Genomic DNA, 25,842 nt, shown 5'->3' on the forward strand with positions numbered 1-25,842 from the left:
ACAAACTTTTATTCCAAATAAAAAATTTTTGCCAAAAATCGACGTGTTTCTACTTATTTATTAATCAGTTGGGAAAACCTATTGATTAAGGATTTCTGTCATGCAGGGACAATATTTTTACGTTATAATTACTTTCATGGTGGATGAATAAATTAAAAGTGTTAGACAAAATTCGATATAATGGATTGTGAATAAAACAGTCTCAAAACGAAGGGGGTATTATTTTGTCACTGTTACATTTGGCAATTATCGCGCCTTTTATCATTGCGATATTTGTTCCATTTTTTTATAAGTACATAAAAGGAGTTCATACTGGCTGGTTTGTCCTGCCATTGCCTATTCTCTTATTCGTGTATTTTATTTCGTTTATCTCCTCTACTTCTAACAAGCAGACGATAACTGAGTCTTTTTCATGGATATCATCTCTCGGAATTGATTTCACCGTAAAAGTAGATGGATTAGGTCTGCTTTTCGCCTTGCTTATTACTGGTATTGGCTCATTGGTTGTCCTATATTCAATTTATTATTTATCTAAAAATACTGAAAAGCTCAATACATTTTATGTGTATTTGCTGTTATTTATGGGAGCCATGTTAGGTGTCGTTCTATCTGATAACCTCATTGTCCTGTATGCATTTTGGGAACTGACAAGCTTTTCATCCTTTTTGCTGATTGGCTATTGGTATGACCGTGAGAAGTCCCGCTATGGTGCACAAAAGTCAATGATCATTACCGTGCTTGGCGGTCTTGCGATGCTTGGCGGAATTATCCTTCTATACTTAATGACGGGAACCTTTAGCATTACTGAAATCATTGCACAATCAGATGCGATTATTAATCATCCATTATTTGTTCCGGCATTATTATGTATTTTGCTTGGCGCCTTTACAAAGTCTGCACAATTTCCATTCCATATCTGGCTACCTGATGCAATGGAAGCGCCTACACCTGTTAGTGCTTATTTGCACTCCGCTACGATGGTTAAAGCGGGAATTTACTTAGTAGCGCGAATGAGTCCTGTATTTGCAGAGCATGCACTTTGGGTTTGGCTCATTGCCGGCTTTGGACTTGTTACTTTATTCTGGGGATCTTTCTCGGCGGTAAAACAAACAGATTTAAAATCAATTCTTGCCTTTTCAACGGTCAGCCAGCTCGGATTAATTATGTCGCTGCTTGGCATCGGCGCTGCCGCACTGCATTTTGATGAGCTGAACCCGGCAATCTTTACTGTCGCTACAACAGCTGCTGTATTTCACTTAATCAACCATGCCACTTTTAAAGGCAGCTTGTTTATGGTAGTCGGGATTGTCGACCATGAGACAGGAACGCGTGATATTCGCAAACTCGGCGGGTTAATGAATTTTATGCCGATTACTTTCACCATCGCGATCATCGGCGCCTTTTCAATGGCTGGATTACCGCCATTTAATGGCTTCTTGAGCAAAGAAATGTTCTTTACAGGCATGCTAAGCGTGTTGGAAATGGATTTCAACTGGGGTATATTAATTCCAATTATCGCCTGGATAGCCAGCGTATTCACTTTCATTTACAGCATGATTCTTGTCTTCAAGACTTTTACAGGCAAATATCAGCCGGAAAAATTAGAGAAAAAGCCGCATGAAGCACCGATCGGTATGCTGATTTCACCGATTATCCTAGCTTCATTAGTAATTATTTTCGGTTTCTTCCCTAATATTTTGTCTAGTTCAGTTTTAGTTCCAGCTTTGGAGACGATTATGCCAGGCTTCTCGTTTGATGTTAAAATTTCATTCTGGCATGGAGTAAATGAAGAGCTTCTCATGACAATAGGCGTGATTCTTGTCGGCGTGATTCTTTATTTCACATTATCAAAGTGGCGTGGAGTATATGGTCTATTTCCGGAAAAGCTTGCACTTAACCGCTTCTATGATAACAGTCTCGATTGGATGCAAAAGGGATCTTACGGAATAACGAATGCCTATATGACAGGTTCGATTCGCAACTACTTAGCTTATATGTTCACGTTTATCATTATCATTCTGGCTGCCACTTTGTTTGGAAAAGATGCGTTTGCTTTTAGTACTGAAAATGTTGCTCAGATTGAATTTTTCGAAGTGCTGCTTTCGCTAATCATTGCGATCGCTTCCATTGCCATTCTTTTTACAAAATCGCGGATTACGTCTATTATTCTAACGGGCACAATCGGATATATTGTATCGTTATTCTTCGTCATCTTTAGAGCACCTGACTTGGCATTGACGCAATTGGTTATTGAAACAATTTCTGTTTCATTATTCCTTCTTTGCTTCTACCATTTGCCGAAGAAGCTCACAGAAGACCCGCTTTCATTTAAAGTGAGGAATGCGATCATCTCTGTTGGAGTCGGAGCAGTCGTAACACTAATTGCACTTTCCGCCCATAGCAACAAGCTATTTGATTCAATTTCACAGTATTATATTGAAAATACTTATACCGAAGCAGCTGGTAAAAATATGGTTAACGTAATTCTCGTTGACTTCCGTGGCTTTGATACGATGTTTGAAATTGCAGTATTAGGAATCGCTGCATTAGGCATTTTCAGTTTAATTAAACTGCGCAAGAACGGAGGGAAGAAAGTTGAAGACAAGTGATTTAATACTACAAACTGCAACAAAGCTGATTTTGTTTCTCATCGTTCTTTTCTCTGTGTATATTTTCTTTGCCGGTCACTATACGCCCGGCGGTGGATTTGTCGGCGGTCTTCTAACATCAGGAGCGATTCTTTTGCTATTGCTTGCTTTCGATATGAAAACAGTACAAACAATTCTACCTTTTAATTATTTGTACATGGTTGCATTAGGATTATTATTTGCGATTGGCACGGGTGCAGGTGCATTATTATTTAACACACCTTTTCTTACTCATGCATTTGGGGATATACATGTGCCTGTACTTGGTGAATTGCATCTTCACACTGCGACTTTATTTGATTTAGGTGTATACCTTGTTGTCGTGGGTGTGACCATGTCCATTATTCAAACGATAGGAGGGGATGAATAATGGAAATATTGATGGCTTTTGTCGTAGGCATATTATTTATGTCAGCAACGTATTTAATGCTATCTAGAAGCGTTGTTCGGATTATTCTTGGCACCACCATTTTGAGCCACGGCGTTCATCTGCTTTTATTAACGATGGGCGGATTGAAAGGCGGAGCTGCGCCTCTAGTCGGTGAAAATGCTAGTTCATATACTGATCCGCTACCTCAGGCGCTAATCTTAACTGCAATCGTTATCGCCTTTGGTGTCACCGCTTTATTCCTAGTCGTTGGATACAGATCCTATAAAGTACTAGGAACAGATAATATGGAAAAATTGAGAGGAAATGAAGGCAATGATTAACTTTTTAATATTACCAATACTCATCCCGTTAATTACAGGCGTCCTTCTCATCTTCGCAAATAAATCAATTATGCTGCAAAGATGGATTGCAGGTCTTTCAGCTTTTATGACTGTAGTTGTAGCGGCAATGCTCGTCCAGAAGGTAAAGAATGACGGCGTTCAAACGTTGAACTTATCAAACTGGGATGCGCCATTTGGCATTACGCTCGTTTCAGATATGTTGTCAGCACTCCTTGTTTTGACAACTAGTGTCGTCGCTTTTGCCTGCATCATCTATTCATTTAAAGGAATTGGCGAAGAACGTGAAAAATTTCATTATTACGCAGCGTTCAATTTCTTGATTGTTGGTGTAAATGGTGCATTTACAACAGGTGATATTTTTAACTTATTCGTATTTTTCGAAGTAATGCTGATGTCATCCTACGTATTAATATTATTAGGCGGGACAAAAATTCAACTGAGAGAATCTATTAAATATATATTAGTAAATGTCATCTCATCAGCTCTGTTTGTTATTTCAATTGCCTATTTGTATTCTGTAGTTGGAACGCTGAATATGGCTCATATCTCAGTGAGATTAAGTGAACTGAGCGGTATCTCTCAGCCAGGCATTGTGACAATAATTGGTGTTCTCTTCCTGATTGTCTTCGGGTTGAAGGGAGCGATATTCCCGCTATATTTCTGGCTGCCGGGATCTTATTACGCCCCGCCAGTACCGGTCATGGCAATCTTTGGTGCCTTGCTGACTAAAGTAGGCGTTTATTCAATTATTAGAACCTATTCCCTATTTTTCTTTGAGGAAGCTGGTTATATTCAACAATTGTTAATCGTTCTGGCAATATTAACGATTGTAGGCGGTCTGATCGGCGCAATTGCCTACTGGGATGTTAAGAAAATCGTTATTTACAATATAATCGTTGCTGTAGGTTTGATTCTGTTCGGAATCGCCACAATGAATCAGGATGCCTTAACAGGCTCCGTATTTTATCTCATTCATGACATGATTATAAAAGCAGCCCTGTTCCTCCTTGTTGGCCTTATGGCTGCGATTGCCGGGACAAGCAACCTTCGTTCAATGGGCGGCATGATTAAACGCTATCCCGGTTTAGGGTGGACATTCTTCCTAGCTGCACTAGCACTTGCAGGAATCCCGCCATTAAGCGGATTTGTCGGCAAACTGCTAATCGTCCAAGGCGGATTTGCTTCCGAGCATTATTGGGGTGCTGCGATTGTGCTGATGTCGAGTCTGTTTGTGCTCATCTCAATTATGAAAATATTTATTAACGGGATATGGGGAAAACCGCGCGCTTTTGAAAATGAAGAGCGTGTACCTTATAAGAAACTATTGATCGCACCAGTTATTCTTGTCATATTATCCGTATGCTATGGTGTAGGTGCAGATTTTGTTTACCCTTATATTTCTCAAGCTGCTGAGACATTAACAAATACAAATATTTATATCGATGCAGTTCTAAAGGAGTAGTGAGTATGGCAAAACAAGTATTATTAAATGTGTTTCTAGGTTTCATGTGGATGTTTTTAACAACGACTTACGAACCAGTTGCATTTGTAAAAGGATATATATTCGGCCTGCTCATTATTTTCGTATTCCGGAAATTTTTTGACTCACGGTTTTATTTATATAGAGTATTCTCCTTTATCAAACTCGCGCTGATTTTTATTAAAGAGTTAATTATGGCGAATATAGCTGTGGTGAAGGTGGTTTTAAAGCCAAAAATGGATATGACACCAGGAATCTTTGCTTATCCTACTTCATTGGAAAAGGATTGGGAGATTACGACTTTGGCTAACTTGATTACATTAACACCTGGGACAATGGTCATTGATATCTCTGAAGATAAAAAAATCCTCTTCGTCCATGCGATTGACATAAAGGATGCAAAAGCAGAAATTGATGGAATAAAAGAAAGCTTTGAAAAAGCAATCATGGAGGTGAGCCGAACATGATTCAAACGGTTGTTTATATAGCCCTCATTTGTGTAGCGGTTGCCATGATTACGTTGCTTTACCGTGTAATAAAAGGACCTACGCTCCCTGACCGAATTGTTGCGCTTGATGCCCTTGGCGTCAATATTGTAGCGATGGTGGCATTAGTTTGTATTGCGCTTGATACAAACGCTTTTCTGGAAGTCATTCTCTTGTTCGGTATTTTAGCTTTTATCGGTACAGTTGCCTTCTCCAAATATTTAGAGAAGGGAGTGATTATTGAAAATGATAGAAATAGCTAAACTTATTATTGTCGCTTTCATACTCATCGGAGCCTTTTTCCACCTTATTGCTGCACTTGGTGTCATTCGGCTACCTGATGTTTATACAAGAAACCATGCGGCCTCAAAAGCGGCGACACTCGGTGTCCTATGCATCTTACTCGGTACATTTCTATATTTTTATTTTATTCACGATCACTTTAACTCCAGAGTCCTTTTAGGCATTCTATTCATGTTCCTAACCGCTCCAGTGGCTGGTCATTTGCTTGGAAGAGCCGCTTATCATTCTGGTGTTAAAATGTGGGGTCAAAACGGGCCGGATGATTATAAAGAATATATCGAAATCAAGAAGTCCGAGAAATATCAGGAATATGAGGCATATCGAAAGAAAATTGAAGAGAATATAAAGGCAGAATCGAAATAATGCTAATGGAAAAACAGCGGAGGAGCCAAATCCCTTCGCTGTTTTTTTATCATCTATCTTTTAATTTTCAGAACGGCTACCGTACAACGTGACACACAAATTAAGTGATTATCCTCATCCACAATCTTTATATCCCACACCATAGTTGTTCTCCCTTGATGAAGTACAGTCGCTGTTGCAGTTACAATACCCTCAGTTTTGGATTTGATGTGATTTGCATTGATTTCTAAGCCTGCAACTGCTTCCGATTCCTTATCCACCAACTCATAGGCACCGATACTTGCGACCGTCTCGGCAAGTGCTACCGATGCCCCTCCATGCAATATGCCAAAGGGCTGCCTTGTTCTTTCATCAACTGGCATTGTCGCAACGACTTTACCTTTTTCAAGTGTAACTAATTCAATTCCTAATGCATCCACTAAAGTGCCGCCTTGATACATGCTTATCTCTCCTTTATGTATTCGTAAATTAGCTTCTCTTTTTTATTATAGCTTCTATTCTTCAGGATTAGGAAAATATTAGCTTTTAATCATAGGAAAAGCCTGAAAGACATAAATTAATGACAGTGACTAAATGGAAAGGAGAAAGACAATGTACCCATATTACTATTCTCCCTGTCAACCACCCTATTATTATCCATCTGCTCCCTACCCATATTACGCTCAAAACTATCGAACCTTCCCGAGTGTGGATCCGAGCAAGTTTATTGTCTCAGCAAAAGAAATGGAGGGTTTAATGACAAATGCAAGTAAATTACTAGCCAAAATGGCGGAATCTCGGCAATTCTCATATAATATTATGACTGCTGCACAAGAATCAAACCAAGCCAAGGTGGAAAGCCTTATTCAATCGACAGGCATAAACAATATTCCTAAAGTAACATACAATCCTGACGGTTTACGTCTAATCTTTGAAGCAAAAGGAGATACGAATACGAGCCTTGCATTAAGATTACGGTGGACATAAGCACAATATATAAAAGCACTCAAATATGAGTGCTTTTTACAAATTAATATACATCGTTATTTATATTAATCAAAGTGTTACCATATGGACCTGGATTAAACGGTGCGCCTGCGCCAAACTGAGCCTGGCCGGGTCCATACGGTGTCGGACCATATGGACCATATGGACCAAATCCTGGGCCAAAGGGTGGACAAGGGCCAAACCCACATGGTCTTGGCCGGAAGAAAAACGGAGCTGCCAATGCTCCCCCAGCTAATCCGCCAAGAAAACCGCCGACAAATGGCGCTGCTAAAAATGAAAAAAAACGCTCTTCTCCCGGATACGGGCTTCTATAATAGTATTGCATCGGGATACCTCCTTAATTAGAGTTCGCTACACTATTACATATGCGAATGTCACGACATGAGCGTGGGCTTTGGAAGCCCAAAGGAAGTCCGAATGATTGGTTTGTTCCGCAAAAAAGACTTCCGCTCATCTTTTGCCTGTGCGGAAGTCTTTTTTAACAAAAATTTATTCTAGTATACCGTCAATGATGCCATATTCCTTTGCTTCTTCTGCGCTCATAAAATAGTCTCTGTCGGTATCCTTGGCAACCTTATCCAGCGGCTGATTGGTTCTGTTTGCAATAATTTTATTTGTGTGTTCTTTTAACTTTAAAATTCTTTTTGCAGAGATTTCAATATCAGTTGCTTGGCCTCGAGCTCCTCCAAGCGGTTGATGAATCATTATTTCACTGTTTGGCAGTGCGAATCGTTTTCCCTTTGTCCCAGCCAAAAGAAGGAGCGCGCCGAATGAAGCTGCCATTCCTGTGCATATCGTACGTATTTCTGGCTTAATATATTGCATCGTATCGTAGATGGCAAAGCCTGCAGAAGTTGACCCTCCAGGGCTATTAATATAAAGAGAAATATCTTTTGTTTCATCCTCCGCTGCTAAAAATAATAATTGAGCCACAATATTGTTAGCCATATGATCGTTGATTTCTTCACCAATCATAATAATTCTGTCTTTTAATAAACGGGAATAAATATCATACGAACGCTCACCGCGACCAGTTTGCTCCACTACATAAGGAATCGTGCTCATGATCTTTCCCTCCTTTTTGAAGCAGCTTATGCTGCCATACAGAAAGTATTGGAAGGTGTGGAAATATGAGAATGAATGGTAGATACTTTTTCTTCATGGAAGTATGGAAGAATGTCTAATAGTAAATCAGGATTTTGCTGCGTCAATGCTTGATAAAATATCGGAAAGAATACTTCTCTCTGCTCTTCATTCCAAAATAGCGCTACTGATGCAGGATCCTCTTTTTCTACCCGCTGTTTTGCACGATATAGAATCCCTTTGACCGTAGATTCAGTTAAATGAAGCATCTCTGCAATCTCAGCCACTTTAAACAGGAACGCTTCCTTTAAAGTGAAGATAAGCGACTGCTTTGGCGTCAGCTTTTCAAACAGCGTTTCCACGATTTCATTAATGTTTGATTGCGCCAGCGCCCTATCCTCAGGTTCATCTGTAATCATTTCTTTTTTTCGCTTGCGAATCGTGTCAATCCATTGATGATAAGCCATTTTATTCAGCAATGCAGGCGTGATTTTCTCCTGATCACTATAGTATTTCCATGCTTTTAATATCGTCTCTTGAGCAACATCCTTGCCGTCCCATTCATTTTGGCAGAGAAAGCAGCAGTAACGCTCAAGATCCGGGTATAGATTCACTATGCCAGACTGTTCTTCCTTAGTATCCATCTTGCTCTTCCCATACATTTCATTCACTCCTTCAACCTTTCTATTTTTTAAACGAAACAAAGGGATAAAAAGATACGGGTCATAAAATTTTTTTTAATATGCTTTAGCCCAAAATACTAAATGGCCGGCTTCTTCTCCGCAGCATACACATTTGGACCCAATGGCCTTTTCATTAAACGGCATGCATCTTGATGTCGCACTAGTATCTTCTTTTATTTTATCCTCACATGCGCGGTCACCACACCACATTGCTTTTACAAACCCGGTTTTTTCTTTAAACAGCTCAACCAGCTCATTATAATTATATGCAGTGTACGTATTTTCTTCACGATGATTCAATGCTTTTTTATAAAGGGAAGTTTGAATTTCTTCAAGCAATTGCTCGACCGTTTCTTCCAGTTTTTCAACAGAGACGAATATTTTTTCACCGGTATCTCTTCTTGCTAAGACAACCTGTCCCTTTTCAATATCTTTTGGTCCGACCTCGAGGCGCAATGGTACACCTTTCATCTCATATTCATTGAATTTCCATCCTGGTTTTTTATCACTCGCATCTATGTCCACCCTGGCAACGTTAGAAAGTGAACGCTTTAATCCGTAAGCATAATCAAGCACACCCTCTTTATGTTGAGCAACAGGTACGATCATCACTTGTATTGGTGCAGCCTTTGGAGGAATGACTAAACCGCGATCATCACCATGCACCATAATCATTGCGCCAATAATTCTTGTTGTAAAGCCCCATGAGGTTTGTTGCACATATTGCTGTTTTCCATCCTTATCAGTGAACTGAATGCCAAATGCTTTGGCAAAGCCATCGCCTAAATGATGGGAAGTTCCTGATTGCAACGCCTTGCCATCATGCATTAGGCTTTCAATTGTGTAGGTGAACTTTGCCCCTGCAAATTTTTCTTTTTCTGTTTTCTTCCCTTTAACGACAGGGATAGCAAGAATATTTTCACAAATATCAGCATAAACTTCGAGCATTTTCACTGTTTCTTCATGGGCTTCCTCATCTGTCGCATGGCAAGTATGTCCTTCCTGCCACAAAAACTCGAGTGTGCGTAGAAAAGGTCTCGTTGTTTTTTCCCACCTAACAACGTTAGACCACTGGTTATAGAGCTTTGGCAAGTCACGATAGGAATGAATGATGTTTTTATAATGTTCACCGAAAAGCACCTCTGATGTTGGGCGCACACAAAGACGCTCTGTCAGCTCTTCATCGCCTCCATGAGTGACCCAGGCTACTTCAGGAGCAAATCCCTCAATATGGTCCTTCTCCTTCTGAAGAAGGCTCTCAGGGATGAATAAAGGCATATACACATTCTCATGTCCAGTTTCTTTAATACGATCATCCAACTCACCTTTAATATTCTCCCATAATGCATAACCATATGGTCTGATGATCATTGAACCGCGAACACTGGAATAATCGACTAAATCTGCTTTTTTTACTACATCTGTATACCATTGTGCAAAGTCTACATCCATGCTAGTTATTTCTTTAACAAATTCTTTTCCCATTCTTTACACCTCATTTATTTTTATTTCCTGTTCATTTGTATAAAAAAAGCTCTGCTTTCAAATAGGGACCATATGCATGGCGGTACCACCCTATTTCAAAGCAAAGCTTTACACTCTTATTGATAACGGATTGCTCAGATCCAATCCGCATGATGAGACATCAATTGTCCATCATGAACTCAGCAGGCAGGTTCAAATGATTGTTAATAGAAGCCTTGCAGCGAACGGCTCCCTCTCTGTGAAAAACGGCATCATTTTACTAATCCTCATCAACGTTTAGCTATTTTTTGAAGATTATATATACTTTGGAGGAAAAAGTCAAATCCATTAGCAAATTAGAATAGCGCAGAAAGGTGTTCTTTACCTTTGCGGTAGGATTGGCTTAGATCATAGATAAGGGGAGGCGCTGGAGCTGAGACATTTTTCTAACTCGAATTATCCTTATAAAAAGCTCCCTTAATTAAAAGGGAGCCTGTTTTATTAGTTAGCAATTTTTTGATTGTCTAGTGCAGTTGAAACCGGCATATAATCATAGCCAAGATCTTTTGCAACCGCTTCGTAAGTAACGCTGCCATTTACAACGTTCACACCAAGCTTAAGCGCAGGATTTGCTTCCACTGCCACATTTACCCCTTTGTTTGCAATTTGCAGGGCATAAGGGATTGTTACGTTTGTTAGGGCAATCGTAGATGTTCTTGGAACAGCTCCAGGCATATTAGCGACAGCATAATGAACAACGCCATGTTTAATATATGTTGGATCATCATGTGTTGTCACATGGTCAACTGTTTCTAAAATACCGCCTTGGTCAACTGCAACATCAATGACAACTGAACCTGGTTTCATAGATTGAATCATTTCTTCCGTTACAAGCTTAGGCGCTTTTGCACCTGGGATAAGAACAGCCCCAATAACCAAATCAGCCTCTTTGACAGATTCAGCAATATTGAATGGATTTGACATTAATGTTTGGATGCTATTACCGAAGATATCATCCAATTGACGAAGTCTTTCAGGGCTTAAATCAATAATTGTTACATCTGCGCCAAGACCGATTGCCATTTTAGCAGCGTTAATGCCAACAACTCCGCCACCGACAATCGTCACTTTTCCGCGAGAAACACCAGGCACGCCTGCTAACAAAATACCTTGACCGCCGTTTGTTTTTTGAAGGAATTGCGCGCCTACTTGTGTTGCCATTCTTCCAGCCACTTCGCTCATAGGAGTTAATAATGGAAGAGTGCGGTTTACTTCTACCGTTTCATAAGCAATTGCCGTTACACCGCTTTCAACCAAAGCTTGCGCAAGTTCAGGCTCTGCTGCCAGATGTAGATATGTGAATAGTACAAGACCTTTACGGAAATATCCATATTCAGATGGAAGAGGTTCTTTCACCTTCATCACCATCTCTGCAGCCCAAGCTTCTTGTGCTGTATCAACGATTTTTGCACCTGTTTGTTGGTAAGCTGCGTTTTCAAAACCGCTTCCAACCCCGGCATTTGTTTCAATTAAGACCTCATGTCCAGCTTTTACTAATGCATCCACACCAGCTGGCGTCATTGCTACACGGTTTTCATTGTTTTTAATTTCCTTAGGTACCCCGATGATCATCAGTATTCCCCTTTCATCCACCAAATATATTATTAAGTATTTTGAAAATTCCCCTTAAAAAAACGTAATGATCATTACGTCAGTATAACTCTCCATTTGGTGAGTTTTATTTTATCTTATTATCAGTATAATAATAGAGAATTGAAATGACATTGTGTATATATGAAAATTAGAAAAGCATCGTTTGTAGAATTTCACAAACGATGCTTTCTATACATATATTTTCTTATTTTAAGTTCCATATATAATGAAAATTTCTCATGGGCGCTTTTTAAATCTAGTTCAGCGATATCGGAAATCCGCTTCAGCCTATAGTTTAGCGTATTCACATGAATATGCAGTTTTTTCGCTGTTTCATTGACATTACTGTCATAATCCAGAAAACATTCTATTGTATTCAATAAATCCGTCTTATGTTCATGGTCGTATTTCTGCAGCTTTGTTATAACCGGATATTTATATTCATCATTCTGCTTTTTTTCAAGGATGGATTCAAAATATCTGAACAAACCAAGTTGATTATATGTTTGAATTCCCTCCATTTCGTCAGGGAATTGTGATTTTAAACGAAGGACCTCCAAGCTTTCTGCGTATCGTTCCTCTACATGCTCTAAAACATCAGATAAAGCGCTGCTGGCGCCAATAATTTGATTAACTTGAAATCGGGTGTTCATTTGACCTATAAAATAATGAATAAACTCAATGATGTTTTTTTCTGTCGCCTTAGCTTCGGAAGGTGAAGCTAGAATGATAAATTCAGTTCCCATTGCTGTGTGAAAGGTTACATGCAGCTTTTGGCTCGTTGAAATTAAATATATGATGCTTTGCTCTGTCTGTAAATCAATATCGTCAGCGAACCTAAATACAATCACTGCGAAGCTCGAAGGTGGCTGTATATGCAAATCTTCCATTTTATCTACAATTTCTTCATGATTTGGATATCTGCCAGTAAGTAGCTGCCAAAAGAAATCCTGATAGCTTTCTTCTCTTTTTTTCTTTTGCCGATTTAGCTTTAGGAGCTCTGTCCTTGCTGATTTGGCAGCAAGTTTTAATAAATTCATTTCATCCTCTGAAAGTGATTTATCCCGTTCCACTACCCAAATATAACCTAGTACCTCATTTTGATTTCTTATTGAAATTGCCACCCTATTTCCTAGACCTATCTCCTTAATTTCCGGTATTTTCAAAGGCTCTCCATTCTTCATAAGTTGCGGAATTGCATTTGCTTTCCAAAGGCTGTTAATTACCTTCTCTGGCACTTTTCTGCTTATTATAGTGGCAATTCGGGCTGCATCCGTTTGATCGTCATGTGTGCTATATGCGAGAAGGCGGTGATTAGCATCCTCAATCGTTACTGGACATTCCAATACATCTCGGATTTTATCAACTAAATTTTCCAAACTATCAAAAGGTCGTTTAAATGGATCTTTGTCTTTGTTCATTTTCTCAAACGCCACCCTTTTATCCCCCTATAAATTATGTTTTCCCCTAAAACAAAAGCACACATCTTTATAAATAATATTAGCTCTATTATAGCTTAAAAAGCTAGACAGCTCTAGGAGTGACATGCTTGAAAAATTCATTTATTCACCTCTAAATAAATTCAAAATTCAAAATTGACTTACTTTTTCATTTCACTTGATGTTATATTTAGATAATTTTACAATAATAAATATTCTCATAAATTTAATCAATTGCTTCTTAAGAAAAATTACTGCAATCGCTTTCAAATGTTCGGCATGGCTCAATGATTTTTCTTGAATCTAACATAAAGGGAGATTAAAATATGGACATTATGGCACTCCTAGCTAAAATTAATGCAGTACTATGGGGAACCCCAAGTTTAATATTATTATTTGGTACAGGCTTGCTCTTAACAATTTTATTAAAAGGAAGATCCTTTACTAAGCTTTTTTATGCCTTTAAGCTTGCATTTACTAAAGAAGGTAACGCCTCTTCAGATGATGAAGGAGATGTAAGCAACTTCAAAGCTTTAATGACTGCTTTAGCTGCCACAATTGGTAACGGTAATATTGCTGGTGTTGCAACAGCCATTACACTTGGAGGACCGGGTGCTATATTCTGGATGTGGATTGTAGGCCTACTAGGTATGGCCACTAAATATGCAGAGGCTTTATTAGCAATGAAATATCGAGTAAAAAACCAAAATGGAGAATATTCCAGTGGGCCCATGTATTATATAGAGCGCGGATTAGGAAGCAAATTTAAATGGCTTGCCCTCGCGTTTGCTATATTTGGCGCTTTCGCCGCTCTAGGCATTGGGAATAGTGTGCAATCAAATACAATTGCTCAAGTTGCAGAGGATTCATTTGGCATTAATAGTATATTTACAGGTATCTTGCTTGCAGTATTAGCAGGCTTGATTATATTCGGCGGACTGCAAAGAATAAGCACAGTTGCAGGTTTCTTCGTACCGATTATGGCATTATTATATATTGCTGGGGCACTCATCATTCTATTTATTAATTATGATCAGATTATCCCGGCATTCCAGACGATTTTTTACTATGCCTTTAATCCGGTTGCAGCAACAGGCGGATTTGTTGGTATCGTTGTTTCAGAGGCAATAAAAAATGGGGTTTCAAGAGGGATTTTTTCCAATGAATCCGGTCTCGGTACTGCTGCACTTATTGCAGGCAATGCAAAAACAGATCACCCCGTTAAACAAGCATTAGTTGCAATGACTGGGACATTTATCGTTACTATTATCGTTTGTACAATGACTGGTCTCGTTTTAATTATTACAGGATTCTGGGATACGACCGGAGGATTAATTTCAGGTGTTCCGCATGATGGTTCTCTCGATGGCGGAGCGCTAACCAGTGCAGCATTTGCTCATGTGCTAGGGACGGCAGGCGAGTATATCGTTGCTTTTTCAGTAATTTTCTTCGGTTTTTCAACCATCGTTGGTTGGTATGTTTACGGTGAAAAGTGTTTTGAGTATTTAGCTGGAACTAAAGGAATTGCAGGCTATCGCGCAATTTATATCATCGCTTGTGCTGCAGGTGCAATGGTAAACCTTGCAACAGTTTGGGCATTCGCAGATATGGCCAATGCTTTAATGATGATTCCGAACTTAATTGCCCTTATACTTTTAAGAAAAGTTGTGGTACAAGACACAAATGAGTTTTTTGAAAGTCATTATAAAGCATCAGCAAAATAATAGAAGTAAGGCTGCAGAATCTGCAGCCTTTTTAATTCCAATGGTTTTTTTCAACGATATTCTTATAAATTTTATAGTGAAATAAAAACTCATTGCAATGGATTTCCTCATCTTCTTCAAAGGCATAAGCTGATAAAAACCGCTCCAATATATCGACATCATCCTCTTTCCAATTAAACGCTACCCAAATTTTATATTTAAGCTTTTCATATAGAATGCTATAGCCGACAGCATCAAATGCTGCTTCTAATTGTGACTCTGTCATCTGCAACACCTCATCTATTTTCAACCATTGTGCACATGAAAAAACATTCTTATCCCTTCCTATATTTATTTGTAAAATTTACACTTTCTTTGCCGAAGAAAAACTACTTTTGTCATAGTGAAAGGATTTTGTTTTTTAATAAAGAATCAAGATAGCAAGGATTAGATAAGTGCTTGGAATGAACACATAATTTCAATACAATTTACAATTAGTCAATAAAGGAGGAGATTTTTATGAACACAGGAGCTGTTGCCAAACTTCTTGGCGTTTCACAAAGTACCGTTCAGCGCTGGGTAAAGCAATTACAGCTTGAAATGGAGAGAAATGAACTTGGCCATTATACTTTTTCAAAAGAGGATATCCATCTTCTCAAGCAAGTACACGAGCAGTTAAATAATGGAGTATTGCTGCAGGATGTACATGTAGAAGGAAGAAAAAAACGGACTGGAATAGCTGCTCCCCAAAATGACACAGCATCATTCAATAAAATTCTCGCAAGAATGGATGATATCGAAAGTCGCTTAAATGCTAAAGCAGATGACGTCGCTTCCTATCAGCTGCTTCATCATCGCAGTGAAATTGAAGAGCTGCAGGCTGAGGTTTTAAGACTTAACGAAAGAATTCAACAATTAGAAAAGAAACATGCACATGCTACCGCCCCTCTTCCCTCGGATAATCTTTTGATTTTTGATCAAGAAAAACCAAGAAAACGAGTAAGAAAGAAAAATATCCTCACTATGCTTTTTGGATTCTGACATTTCGATGACTTTTAGTACATGGAAAATAGTCCAAGGCTGATTGGATCCCTGGACTATTTTTTACGCAATGCTAAAAACCGCTGCCCCCGAAAAGGAAACAACGGTTAAACAATTATAGAATCATTGCTGCCAACCATCCAAAAAGAATAACAGGAATATTGTAATGGATAAACGTTGGAACACAAGTATCCCATATATGATTATGCTGACCGTCTGCATTTAGCCCGGCAGTTGGTCCAAGTGTACTATCAGAAGCTGGTGAGCCTGCATCGCCAATGGCTGCAGAAGCACCTACTAAGGCAATCGTTGCCATCGGGCTAAAACCAAGCTCTAAGCATAATGGGACGAAGATGGTTGTAATAATCGGAATTGTAGAAAATGAGGAACCAATCCCAATTGTCACCAGGAGCCCCACAAGAAGCATCAAGATAGCCCCTAACGCCTGATTATTGCCGATTACAGCAGCAACATCCTCAACGAGTAAAGCGACATCTCCTGTCTCTTTGAGCACGTCTCCAAAACCAAATGCCGCAAGCATGACAAACCCTATAAAAGCCATCATTTTCATGCCATCTGTCAGCAATTGATCGGATTCTTTTAGCTTTACAGCCCCGCTTAAGTATACAACTATAATACCTGCCACTGCCCCGATGATCATGGAATCTAAAGTAATTTGGATAATTAACGCAACGATAATGGCAATGAAAGAAAAAACAATGCCAACCTTTGAGTACTCACTTTTTTGAACAATCGCATCTTCCTTCTGCTCATATTGACGAGGCTTACGATAGGATATAAAAATTGCAATCACTAATCCAACCACCATCCCCAATGAAGGAAGAATCATGGCAGCTGGGATATCAGCCACATTGACCGTAAGACCGCTGCTTGTCATATTATCAGCGAGCAGCTGATGAAATATTGCTCCGAAACCGGCAGGAATCAGCATATACGGTGTAACTAGCCCAAATGTAAGAACAGATGCAATCAATCTTCTGTCAATCATCAATTCATTCATTACTTTTAATAATGGTGGAATTAATACCGGAATAAATGCGATATGAATCGGAATCACATTCTGGGAAAAACATGCCATTATTAATATCGCAAGTACAATGAGTGTTTTTGAAAGTACTTTCTTTCTTGAATCTCCTTCTTTACCTACCTTATTAATAATTAATTCTACTAATAAATTAGGCAACCCCGTCTGTGAGATTGCAATAGCAAAACCGCCTAGTAATGCATAACTCAGTGCAACCTCTGCACTTCCACCTAGTCCATTCGTAAACACTTCAATTGTTCGTTCTATACCAAGCCCGCCGGTGAGACCGCCAACGAGCCCACCGATTATAAGCGATAAAACCACATTGACCCGCAATAAACTGAGGATTAGCATAACAAATACTGCAATTATTACCGAATTCATAGTTGAAAAACCTTTCTATGTTGAACTTAATTATTTTTTCTTTATCTCACTAAAATGGTAGAGTGATAAAATATGAATATAAAAATATCATATTTTCCTGGATATTGTCAACCAGTGGCTTAATTTATGTCTAGTAAACACACTCCTTAATTCCTCTTAATTAGTTCAACTAATTCATAATCCGGTGAAATTATTAACATTTTTGTGATTTTTTAGCTAATTTTAGTTCCAGTTCCTCACTCTATGACCGGTTTTGCACTTTGCTCAAGCTTTTTGGTTCCAGTTCCTCACTCTATGACCATTTTTGCGATTCGCTCAAGCCATTTTGGTTCCAGTTCCTCACTCTATGATCATTTTTGCACTTTGCTCGAGCCTTTTTGGTTCCAGTTCCTCACTCTATGACCATTTTTGCACTTTGCTCGTGCCATTTTGGTTCCAGTTCCTCACTCTATGACTATTTTTGCACTTTGCTCGAGGTTTTTGGTTCCAGTTCCTCACTCTATGACCATTTTTGCACTTTGCTCGAGCCTTTTTGGTTCCAGTTCCTCACTCTATGACCGGTTTTGCGATTCGCTCAAGCTTTTTTGGTTCCAGTTCTCCTCTTTTAAATCAAAAAAATAAGCCCTGAAGTGAATCACCCAAGGCTTATACTAATCGCTGTATTTTATTCTTCGGTTGCTTCAAAACGCTCGACTAGCAACGCGAGGGTTCTTGTCATGACACCGGTTGCTCCGGCAGGACCTAGATCATGCTGTTTGCTGTTTGTAGAAGTTCCCGCAATGTCAAGGTGCACCCATGGCGTATCTTCTGCAAATTCTCCAATGAATCCTCCTGCCATAATTGCATGTCCTTCTCGGCCTGGAGAATTGTTTAAATCAGCTACTTGGCTGTTTCTTATTCTTTGTTTATCTTTTTCAAAAAGCGGCAAACGCCAGATCGGCTCACCTGCTTCATAGGACGCTTCTAAAACTTGCTCAAATAGCGCCTCATTGTTCGCCATTGCTCCAGTCGTTTCCGTACCAAGCGCAACAATAACTCCGCCAGTTAATGTAGCTACATCAACTAAATAACTCGCACCATGCTGTTTTGCATAAGTGACTGCATCGGCTAGAACAAGCCGTCCTTCTGCATCCGTATTTAATACCTCAATTGTTTTTCCGCTCATTGACGTAATGACATCGTCCGGTTTAAAAGCAGCACCGCTGATCATATTATCTGTTGACGGGATGACAGCGATTACGTTTTGCTCAGGCTTTAACTCACCGATAATTTCCATAGCCCCTAATACAGCAGCAGCGCCACCCATGTCAGTTTTCATTCCAACAATGCCATCTTTTGGTTTAATAGAATAGCCGCCCGTATCAAACGTAATTCCTTTTCCAACTAAGCCAATAACATGATTCCAATCTTCTCTTCCTTGATATTTCATCACAATCATTTTTGGCGGTTCAACTGATCCTTGGTTAACAGCCAGCAATGCACCCATGCCGAGCTCAATCATTTCCTTTTTGTCCAATATTTCAATATCAAACTCATATCGGTTCGCTAGCTCTGCAGCATACTTAGCCATTTCCGATGCGGTTAGGATATTACCCGGCATATTAACAAGTGTTCTCGCTGAATTCGTTCCTTTACCATAGGCAAAGCCAACGGTTAAAGCCGCCATCACATCTTCTTGTGATTCTTCTGTATAAACAGCTATTTTCTCTATATTTTTTTCAGGTTCATTTGATTTTTGTTTATAACCTTCGAACTCATATGTAGCCATTGCAAAAGCCTCGCTTATCGCATGGGCGGCATCCAACGTATCCACTTTTTCATCCGCTGTTAAGGAATCTAAAAAAACCGCTGTTTCTTCAATCTTCATATTTTTCGTCTCTTTAAATGCTTTGCCTAATGCCTCGCGAAGAACGTCAAAGGAGTACTCTTTTTTCTTGCCGAGTCCAACAAACAATAAACGTTTTGAACCAATCTTCCCAAATGTATGTATTTTTGAAAGGGATTTTGGCTTAGCCGAAACATCCCCGCTTTTGGCAAAATCCATTAACTGCCCTTCGAAAATGTCATTTAGTTTAGCTAATTTATTCTCGAATTTATTTGGTGCATCAAATACACCTATAATCAAATTCTCATGGCTTGAAGAATATAAGCTTTCATGTTTTACAGTAAACATGTTTCCACCTCCATCAAATATATATTTATTATATCTAATCTGTAGAAATATTTCGACTTACTCATCTTCAAAGAGCATGAAGGCAGCCTTTTGTAAAAATTCAATAAAAATTTTACAAGTAAATTTTCAAATGCATTTTATTTATGCTACCCTAATAATAATATACATACTGCCCCTTAAAATCCCCTCTCATTGCACTCCTTCTTGTCATTTAGTTACTAGAGGAGTGTAAAAGTTACATGAACGGGTAAAAAATTTTTATACTAGTGTAAGGTGGTTATTAATATGGAATTATTTCAAAATTTCCCGCTTTGGTCAGCAATTGCAGCCATCCTTTTCGCTCAATTTGTTAAAGTACCGATTACCTTTATTGCTACAAGAAAATTGGATTGGTCCTTATTGACGAGCACAGGAGGAATGCCAAGTTCCCATTCAGCTGCAGTAACTGCCTTATCTACAGGGGTAGCGATTGAGAGCGGCGTTGATTCAGTAGCTTTTGCTATTTCAGCTATGTTTGCCATTATAACAATGTTTGATGCTACAGGTGTGCGCAGACAAGCAGGTGAACAGGCGATCGTTCTCAATCAGCTTGTTACAGACTTTAATAAGTTTGTTGATGAAGCCAAATCGTGGCCAAAGAAACCTGAGCAGGAGAAGAGAAAAGAATTGAAGGAATTATTAGGTCATAAACCAGTCGAGGTCTTTTTTGGCGGACTTACTGGTGTCCTATTAACTTTAGTGATTTACTATTTTTTATCCTTATAAGAGAGGGGAAGTTTAGCAATGAGAATTGCATCACTTTGTCCCAGCAATACGGAATTGATCGCCTATCTCGGACTAACACATATGCTAGTTGGCGTCGATGATTACTCTGATTGGCCAGAAGCGGTTAATGCCCTGCCAAGGCTTGGTCCAGATTTATCGATAGATATGGATAAGCTCGAGAATGTTAAACCTGATTTAGTATTAGCATCACTAAGCGTCCCTGGCATGGAAAAAAATATTGACTCCCTAAAAGAAAGAAATATCCCGTTTATCACACTTAATCCACAAAGCCTCGAAGATATTGCCGAGGATTTATATACTGTCGCTAAAGCTGTAAATATACCAGAAGTCGGCGAGGAAATTGTTCATACCTACCTAAGCGAAATTGAAGCAATGAAAAACATCTCTAAAGATATTGCCAACCGGCCAACAATTTATTGGGAATGGTGGCCCAAACCTGTATTTACACCTGGAGGGACAAATTGGTTAACTGAAATTAGTGAATTAGCTGGTGGAACGAATATTTTTCACAAGGAGGAAAAGGCTAATATTCAAACTGATTGGGATGATATATTAAATAGAAATCCAGATTATATTTGCTTAGCATGGGTAGGTGTCAGAAGAAAAAAGGTAAACCCGAATATCTTGTATAAAAGACCAGGCTGGATGAATATGGATGCGATTAAAAGGAACAATGTGCATGTACTGGAAGAGGAATTATATTGCCGCCCTTCCCCACGCTTAATGGAGGGAGCAATTAAATTAGCAAAAATTCTTCATCCTGAATATTATGCTCAGTTAAGTTTTCAAAAGGGATAAAGCTTAAATCAATAGAGGCGCCTCTATGTAGAAGCCGACTAGAGAAACAAATAAAAACACCTTTAGATTCAGGGAATGCTACACCATATGAATTGAAGGTGTTTTTTCTATTGGAGACAAGGGATTTATTGAACGTGCCAAAAGGGGGAGTGTCAATGAGGAGAATAAAATTTATGATGTTATTATCTATTATTTTAGTAATGTCTGGATGTCAAAATAGAAATGAAGTGAACCAAAAATACGAAACTGCTATTGAGGAAGTTTTGGTTTTAGAAAATAAAAAACTAATGAATAATGATGGGTTAAAAAGGGAAGATGTTGGAATAATTGTTTATTCTGAGGGTAAATACATCGAACTTATATATGACCTTAATAATGAACAAATTGAATCTTTATACGAATTCGATACCGATCGTAACGTCTACGAACACTATCCTCATAGCCCTGAATATTTAGAGAGGATTCAAGATTTTTTAGCAGAAACGAGCTATACAGAAAATATTGGACTTAAATAGCCCTGTCAAGTTTGCACGAATAAAAGCGCAATACTAAAATAGCCTGATTCCATGATTTATAGGAACTCAGGTTTTTAATTTCTTTTGTGAAATGTTGATGGTTATTGTACCGAATAGATATTTTAACAGCTTCTAAACATATGTATAGCTACAAGCACTTAGTATTAAAGTGCTAATACTCTATCAACATTTTCCTAAACGCTTTTTTAGCCTAACGGTTCCCTGACGAGACTAAGCATTTATTTTTGAAATAAAGATTAACTAAATTGAATCAGCTTCACTTAGTTGAACAGAAAATGAAGTACCTTTTAATATTAGCTTACATCATTATCTAAAGGTTATACACTGCACAAGAGATTAATGGTTAGTTTATATATCAGACGGATTATTAACAAAAGAAAAAAGCACTTCCATGAGCATGTCCCTAAAGGATTGCCCGCTGAAAATGCTCCATCGGATCGTTTCTTTCCACACTTAACCATAACGCCTTTTCATCAGTTGCCAGCATAAATAGTGTTTTTGATTCCGGTCCTTTTCCATCCGCATTAATTGTATTGCTGCCTGAAAACTTGCATCGATTCATTTTCATTCAATTCGGTTAATTGGTCTTCTGTTAAAGTGCCGTCGCCCATCGAGATAATATACACATCCAATGTCTTCTTACCCCATAGATTATAAACATCATCGACTGTTTCGTAATAGAGATCCAATTTATTCCCTTTAATTGCACCGCCTTTATCAGCGACCACACCATATCCATAGTCTGGAATAAATAAAATCGTCCCTATTGGAAAAACATTTAAATCAGCTGCTATTGTAGAATATAAGTCCCTTTTAACTTTTACGCCTGAATAAGTAATGCCGAATTCAGGATGGTCTGGATTTTTCCCTGTCGATTCAAAATAAGCAGTATATCCAGTTGCTACAACTTCCTTCGCTGAATATTGAGTCCAGTCTACAGAATCTTCCAATGACGGGATTTCTTCAACAACCGCCGTGCTTGAAGAGATTTTTGATTCTGAACTCACAGCTTCTCTTAATTGTTTAAAAGCTACTCCAACTGTTTTTAATGCGTGATTGAAGGTAAACCAATCTTCTTCCTTATTTGCTTTTAACGATAAATCTTCATTAACATATTCTGCAAATTGTTTTGCTTCAACACCAGAAATAGAATGAAAGGTTGTTAATAAGGCTGCAATAAAGAACACCGACATCATTGCCCTTTTTGCCCATTTTTTTATTAAAATCATTAAAAAATCACTCCTCCCAACAATAGTCATTTCCCATATTGCTGAGAAATATTCATATTTTATAAGAGAATAAACAAACATACGTTCTATTTCAAGCAAAAAAAGAAAAACCCTGCCTTTTGCAGAGCTCTACTTTAAAACATTTGATATCCACGTTTACGAAGCAATCTTATCACAATTCCTGCTACAATTGCTCCGGCCATTCCGCTGCTTAAAATGAGCACATCCGCCACTGCAAGGCTGGTAATTTCAGTCCAAAGGCTCGAAAAAGCTGCTTTAGTATCAGTAAAATATTCAATAAAACGAACTTTATCAATAATTCTAATCGTAACTATTGGATAAATAACTGCCATAATCCACGACATTCTTAAAAGCATATTCAATATAAATCCAATTCCGAAAAATAACACGAAAAAGAGAAGCATGGAAATTGGCAATACGAAAATAGTCATTTGCATAAAAGCTTGTCCTCCCTTTGCACATCAATATTTAGTGTACTGAATGTACATTTGCGAGTCAATAAAAAGAATGATTATTCACCTAATTAATAGAATAAGAAAAACATAAAAAACCTCCGCTATCATTAGCGAAGGTTTCATTAAGTTCTATTCTTTCGTTTTTCCGGAACCGCCGCAGCAGGCGCATGTTTCAGATCCACCAAGGATTAGTTGAAAATATCCTTTACCTGAGCAATAGATGCATACTTTTGATTCATAATTTTTTACTGTCATGTTGTTCATCTCCCTTGGAATAATTGAATTTTCTGATAATAACTAAATGATACAGAAAAATAAGAAAAATGAAAAGGTTTAAAAACGAGTAAAAACTGCTTATGTAAACGTATACAAGTATATATTGCTTGATTTATCTTCATATATCTTAAAATATCAGAACATTATAAAAATAGTTTATAGCTTGTATACCCAAACTGATCGCCAGGGTTAATTCCATGAATCGCTGCTTTTACCTCTGCATCAGTCTTTTCGAGAATATATTTGATCATGATGGATGAATCTTCACTTCTAATTAATTCCATTGGATCCAAAAATTGAACATCAAATAATTCATCTTCTTGAATCTTAATTATCTGTTTTTCGGTCGCTTCCATAAGAAAGATCAACATATTGTCACTTATTTCTGATTGTATGACGCCTGTTCTTAAACCGATAAGGCCTTTTACTTTACAATTAATTCCTGTTTCCTCTTTCATTTCCCTCACGATTGCTTCATCTACCGTTTCTCCAGCATTCACAAAACCTGCTGGGAGAGACCATTTTCCTTTTAAGCCACCATATCGTTTTTTCACAACAAGCCATTCTTGTTCTGCATTAATAAGTAGACCTGTGACCCCTAGCCATACATTCCCTCGTTTATTTTTCCCGCTCATGTTTATCCTCCAATATAGATTTTTCATAGCAAAATATAAAAAAGGAGCAAACCATTGACAGTCTGCTCCTTCGTTGTTTTTTATATCAAAGTACAACTTATTTTAATACGTTAAATTTACCTTTTTTCGCTACTAGAGAAGCCCCGCCAATCATATATAGCGCACGGTTGTCGATCATTTTCTTCATAAATGAAGCTTTAGTGCCGACCAATTTTTTGCCGAAAGCAACACCAATTGCATCGTCATCACCTAAAGAGCATACAGTACCTTTGTTGTCATACTTAAATGTTTCAAGCTCTTTATTATGGAGTAATGCTGCTAAATTGCGCGCAACAACTTCACCTTGCTGCATTGCAATTTGAGCAGTAGGTGGGTATGGACGGTCGATCTCCTCATTAATCACTAGAGAGCTGTCTCCAATGATAAAGATATTATCATGACCTGGTGCTCTTAAGTTTGCATCAACTTTTACACGGCCGCGCATTGCTTCAAATCCAGATTTTTCAATGATTGCATTGCCGCGAATACCAGCTGCCCAAACAACTGTACCAGCTTTAATTTCTTCTACATCGTTTTCGCCTTTAGCAACAATGATGCCGTCAGGAGTTCCTTCTTTAATTGCCGTACCAATACGGAATTGAACCCCCTTCTTCTCTAGGTGAGCAACTGCATATTCCACTAGTTCTGGATCAAATCCTGGAAGAACCATTGGCGCTGCTTCAACACAGATCACTTTAACTTTTTCAAAGTCAACATCATACTCTTTGCAAAGCTCAGGGATGCGATTTCCAAGTTCGCCAAGGAATTCAATACCTGTAAAGCCAGCTCCGCCAACAACAATTGTAAGGCGAGTATCGTCTTTTTCTTTCTCAGTGTTATAAGTAGCAAATTGATATTCAATATGCTCGCGAATTTGACGTGCTGAATTCACGTTTGAGATTGAGAAAGCGTATTCTTTTAATCCTTTAATTCCGAACGTTTCTGACTCTCCGCCAAGTGAAACAACTAAATAGTCATATTCTAATTCGCCTTTTTCAAGGAGAACTTTTTTCTCTTCTGTCTTAATCTCAACAGCTGTACCTTTAACGAACTCGATTTTGCTGTTGTCGATAACCTTGCTAATATCATAACGTACACGGTCATGATGTAATGTACCAGCTGAAGCTTCATGAAGCCATGTAGTTTCATAATGGTAATCATTTTTATTTACTAAAATAATCTCTGCATCATTGGCACCGACAGCTTTTTGCAAGCGCGTTGCTGTCATTAATCCACCGTAACCTGCACCTAAAATAACGATCTTTGGCTTTCTCAAGTGTATCACTTCCACCTTTAAAAATTATTTTATAGTTCTTCTTATTCTCTTCCATTCCATCATATTATATGAAAACAGAAGTTTGTGATTTTATTCACTAAGAAGTTCAAAAAAATGTTCGAAAA

At 38.4% G+C, this 25,842-nt stretch carries 29 protein-coding genes and 1 other annotated feature; of the genes, 13 read left to right on the forward strand and 16 right to left on the reverse strand.

Annotated features, from left to right (window positions below):
* Positions 1-224 precede the first annotated feature (224 nt).
* Genes CWS20_RS17090 through mnhG form a run of 7 tightly spaced genes read left to right on the forward strand, consistent with a single transcriptional unit; the run spans position 225 to position 6,011 of the window.
* The gene (locus CWS20_RS17090) at positions 225-2,609 is read left to right on the forward strand and encodes a Na+/H+ antiporter subunit A (protein ID WP_066190692.1); all 2,385 of its coding nucleotides are present in this window, start codon (positions 225-227) and stop codon (positions 2,607-2,609) included.
* The gene (locus CWS20_RS17095; RefSeq protein WP_066190689.1) at positions 2,596-3,018 is read left to right on the forward strand and encodes a Na(+)/H(+) antiporter subunit B; all 423 of its coding nucleotides are present in this window, start codon (positions 2,596-2,598) and stop codon (positions 3,016-3,018) included. Before CWS20_RS17090 ends, CWS20_RS17095 begins: the two co-directional genes overlap by 14 nt.
* The gene (locus CWS20_RS17100) at positions 3,018-3,359 is read left to right on the forward strand and encodes a Na(+)/H(+) antiporter subunit C (protein WP_066190687.1); all 342 of its coding nucleotides are present in this window, start codon (positions 3,018-3,020) and stop codon (positions 3,357-3,359) included. The genes CWS20_RS17095 and CWS20_RS17100 overlap by 1 nt, the downstream gene beginning before the upstream one ends.
* Positions 3,352-4,842: a Na+/H+ antiporter subunit D gene (locus CWS20_RS17105; protein ID WP_066190684.1), complete on the forward strand. Its 1,491-nt coding sequence runs from the start codon at positions 3,352-3,354 to the stop codon at positions 4,840-4,842. Before CWS20_RS17100 ends, CWS20_RS17105 begins: the two co-directional genes overlap by 8 nt.
* Before the next feature lie 5 nt (positions 4,843-4,847).
* Entirely contained in the window at positions 4,848-5,327 is a 480-nt protein-coding gene (locus tag CWS20_RS17110; RefSeq protein WP_066190681.1) for a Na+/H+ antiporter subunit E, read from the forward strand.
* Entirely contained in the window at positions 5,324-5,608 is a 285-nt protein-coding gene (locus CWS20_RS17115) for a Na(+)/H(+) antiporter subunit F1 (protein WP_066190678.1), read from the forward strand. Before CWS20_RS17110 ends, CWS20_RS17115 begins: the two co-directional genes overlap by 4 nt.
* Entirely contained in the window at positions 5,592-6,011 is a 420-nt protein-coding gene (gene mnhG / locus CWS20_RS17120; RefSeq protein ID WP_066190675.1) for a monovalent cation/H(+) antiporter subunit G, read from the forward strand. The genes CWS20_RS17115 and mnhG overlap by 17 nt, the downstream gene beginning before the upstream one ends.
* Positions 6,012-6,064: 53 nt before the next feature.
* Here the strand turns inward: mnhG and CWS20_RS17125 are convergent, their stop codons facing one another.
* Positions 6,065-6,451 carry a hotdog fold thioesterase gene (locus CWS20_RS17125; RefSeq protein WP_066190672.1) on the reverse strand — a complete coding sequence of 129 codons (387 nt, stop codon included), beginning with the start codon at positions 6,449-6,451 and terminating at the stop codon, positions 6,065-6,067.
* 151 nt (positions 6,452-6,602) lie between these two features.
* Here CWS20_RS17125 and CWS20_RS17130 point away from each other — a divergent pair, with 151 nt between their 5' ends.
* A complete protein-coding gene (locus CWS20_RS17130; protein ID WP_066190667.1) occupies positions 6,603-6,977 on the forward strand; it encodes a YuzC family spore coat inner layer protein in 375 nt (124 codons plus the stop codon).
* A gap of 43 nt (positions 6,978-7,020) precedes the next feature.
* Here CWS20_RS17130 and CWS20_RS28750 read toward each other — a convergent pair whose 3' ends face one another.
* The 6 genes from CWS20_RS28750 to CWS20_RS17165 all read right to left on the reverse strand — a co-directional run bounded on the left by CWS20_RS28750 (position 7,021) and on the right by CWS20_RS17165 (position 13,317).
* Positions 7,021-7,323 (reverse strand): hypothetical protein, encoded by a 303-nt coding sequence (locus CWS20_RS28750; RefSeq protein WP_241504213.1) that lies wholly within the window; start codon positions 7,321-7,323, stop codon positions 7,021-7,023.
* Positions 7,324-7,487: 164 nt separating this feature from the next.
* Complete coding sequence (gene clpP, locus CWS20_RS17140) at positions 7,488-8,063, reverse strand: ATP-dependent Clp endopeptidase proteolytic subunit ClpP (protein WP_066190659.1); 576 nt, start codon at positions 8,061-8,063, stop codon at positions 7,488-7,490.
* A 26-nt stretch (positions 8,064-8,089) separates the two neighbouring features.
* Entirely contained in the window at positions 8,090-8,743 is a 654-nt protein-coding gene (locus tag CWS20_RS17145; RefSeq protein ID WP_066190657.1) for a sigma-70 family RNA polymerase sigma factor, read from the reverse strand.
* Positions 8,744-8,818: 75 nt separating this feature from the next.
* Positions 8,819-10,249: a proline--tRNA ligase gene (proS, locus tag CWS20_RS17150; protein WP_066190656.1), complete on the reverse strand. Its 1,431-nt coding sequence runs from the start codon at positions 10,247-10,249 to the stop codon at positions 8,819-8,821.
* 60 nt (positions 10,250-10,309) lie between these two features.
* Positions 10,310-10,531, reverse strand: a binding site (T-box leader).
* A 198-nt stretch (positions 10,532-10,729) separates the two neighbouring features.
* Positions 10,730-11,860, reverse strand: coding sequence for an alanine dehydrogenase (ald, locus tag CWS20_RS17160; protein WP_066190650.1), 1,131 nt, complete (start codon positions 11,858-11,860; stop codon positions 10,730-10,732).
* A gap of 194 nt (positions 11,861-12,054) precedes the next feature.
* On the reverse strand, positions 12,055-13,317 hold the full coding sequence (locus CWS20_RS17165) for a PucR family transcriptional regulator (RefSeq protein ID WP_101226352.1): 1,263 nt from the start codon (positions 13,315-13,317) through the stop codon (positions 12,055-12,057).
* A gap of 329 nt (positions 13,318-13,646) precedes the next feature.
* On the opposite strand from CWS20_RS17165, the gene CWS20_RS17170 reads away from it, so the two are divergent.
* Positions 13,647-15,044, forward strand: a complete 1,398-nt coding sequence (locus tag CWS20_RS17170) for an alanine/glycine:cation symporter family protein (protein WP_180321491.1) — start codon at positions 13,647-13,649, stop codon at positions 15,042-15,044.
* Positions 15,045-15,075: 31 nt separating this feature from the next.
* On the opposite strand, the gene CWS20_RS17175 is transcribed toward CWS20_RS17170, so the two are convergent.
* Positions 15,076-15,309 (reverse strand): hypothetical protein, encoded by a 234-nt coding sequence (locus CWS20_RS17175; RefSeq protein WP_066190647.1) that lies wholly within the window; start codon positions 15,307-15,309, stop codon positions 15,076-15,078.
* Between the two features lie 233 nt (positions 15,310-15,542).
* Between CWS20_RS17175 and CWS20_RS17180 the strand changes: the two genes are divergently transcribed.
* Positions 15,543-16,064 (forward strand): MerR family transcriptional regulator, encoded by a 522-nt coding sequence (locus CWS20_RS17180; protein WP_066190644.1) that lies wholly within the window; start codon positions 15,543-15,545, stop codon positions 16,062-16,064.
* 115 nt (positions 16,065-16,179) lie between these two features.
* On the opposite strand, the gene CWS20_RS17185 is transcribed toward CWS20_RS17180, so the two are convergent.
* Together CWS20_RS17185 and CWS20_RS17190 are read right to left on the reverse strand one after the other, a co-directional pair.
* Positions 16,180-17,493, reverse strand: a complete 1,314-nt coding sequence (locus tag CWS20_RS17185; protein ID WP_066190639.1) for a Na+/H+ antiporter family protein — start codon at positions 17,491-17,493, stop codon at positions 16,180-16,182.
* Between the two features lie 664 nt (positions 17,494-18,157).
* Positions 18,158-19,666 carry a leucyl aminopeptidase gene (locus tag CWS20_RS17190; protein WP_066190637.1) on the reverse strand — a complete coding sequence of 503 codons (1,509 nt, stop codon included), beginning with the start codon at positions 19,664-19,666 and terminating at the stop codon, positions 18,158-18,160.
* Between the two features lie 285 nt (positions 19,667-19,951).
* Between CWS20_RS17190 and CWS20_RS17195 the strand changes: the two genes are divergently transcribed.
* The 3 genes from CWS20_RS17195 to CWS20_RS17205 all read left to right on the forward strand — a co-directional run bounded on the left by CWS20_RS17195 (position 19,952) and on the right by CWS20_RS17205 (position 21,765).
* Positions 19,952-20,431 carry a divergent PAP2 family protein gene (locus CWS20_RS17195; RefSeq protein ID WP_066190635.1) on the forward strand — a complete coding sequence of 160 codons (480 nt, stop codon included), beginning with the start codon at positions 19,952-19,954 and terminating at the stop codon, positions 20,429-20,431.
* A gap of 18 nt (positions 20,432-20,449) precedes the next feature.
* The gene (locus CWS20_RS17200) at positions 20,450-21,250 is read left to right on the forward strand and encodes a cobalamin-binding protein (protein WP_066190632.1); all 801 of its coding nucleotides are present in this window, start codon (positions 20,450-20,452) and stop codon (positions 21,248-21,250) included.
* Between the two features lie 155 nt (positions 21,251-21,405).
* The gene (locus tag CWS20_RS17205; RefSeq protein ID WP_066190631.1) at positions 21,406-21,765 is read left to right on the forward strand and encodes a hypothetical protein; all 360 of its coding nucleotides are present in this window, start codon (positions 21,406-21,408) and stop codon (positions 21,763-21,765) included.
* A 424-nt stretch (positions 21,766-22,189) separates the two neighbouring features.
* Here the strand turns inward: CWS20_RS17205 and CWS20_RS28345 are convergent, their stop codons facing one another.
* The 6 genes from CWS20_RS28345 to CWS20_RS17225 all read right to left on the reverse strand — a co-directional run bounded on the left by CWS20_RS28345 (position 22,190) and on the right by CWS20_RS17225 (position 25,717).
* Complete coding sequence (locus CWS20_RS28345; protein WP_162299518.1) at positions 22,190-22,348, reverse strand: hypothetical protein; 159 nt, start codon at positions 22,346-22,348, stop codon at positions 22,190-22,192.
* On the reverse strand, positions 22,311-23,015 hold the full coding sequence (gene spsC / locus CWS20_RS17210; protein ID WP_066190630.1) for a stationary phase survival protein SpsC: 705 nt from the start codon (positions 23,013-23,015) through the stop codon (positions 22,311-22,313). The genes CWS20_RS28345 and spsC overlap by 38 nt, the downstream gene beginning before the upstream one ends.
* A 134-nt stretch (positions 23,016-23,149) precedes the next feature.
* Positions 23,150-23,473, reverse strand: a complete 324-nt coding sequence (locus CWS20_RS17215) for a YuiB family protein (RefSeq protein ID WP_066190625.1) — start codon at positions 23,471-23,473, stop codon at positions 23,150-23,152.
* Positions 23,474-23,620: 147 nt separating this feature from the next.
* Entirely contained in the window at positions 23,621-23,746 is a 126-nt protein-coding gene (locus CWS20_RS28090) for a YuiA family protein (RefSeq protein ID WP_158237014.1), read from the reverse strand.
* Between the two features lie 164 nt (positions 23,747-23,910).
* Complete coding sequence (locus tag CWS20_RS17220) at positions 23,911-24,402, reverse strand: NUDIX domain-containing protein (protein WP_066190623.1); 492 nt, start codon at positions 24,400-24,402, stop codon at positions 23,911-23,913.
* Positions 24,403-24,499: 97 nt separating this feature from the next.
* Entirely contained in the window at positions 24,500-25,717 is a 1,218-nt protein-coding gene (locus tag CWS20_RS17225; RefSeq protein ID WP_066190620.1) for an NAD(P)/FAD-dependent oxidoreductase, read from the reverse strand.
* Positions 25,718-25,842 lie beyond the last annotated feature (125 nt).

Source organism: Cytobacillus horneckiae, from assembly GCF_002835735.1.
In the GTDB taxonomy this organism is placed as follows: Bacteria; Bacillota; Bacilli; order Bacillales; family Cytobacillaceae; genus Cytobacillus; species Cytobacillus horneckiae.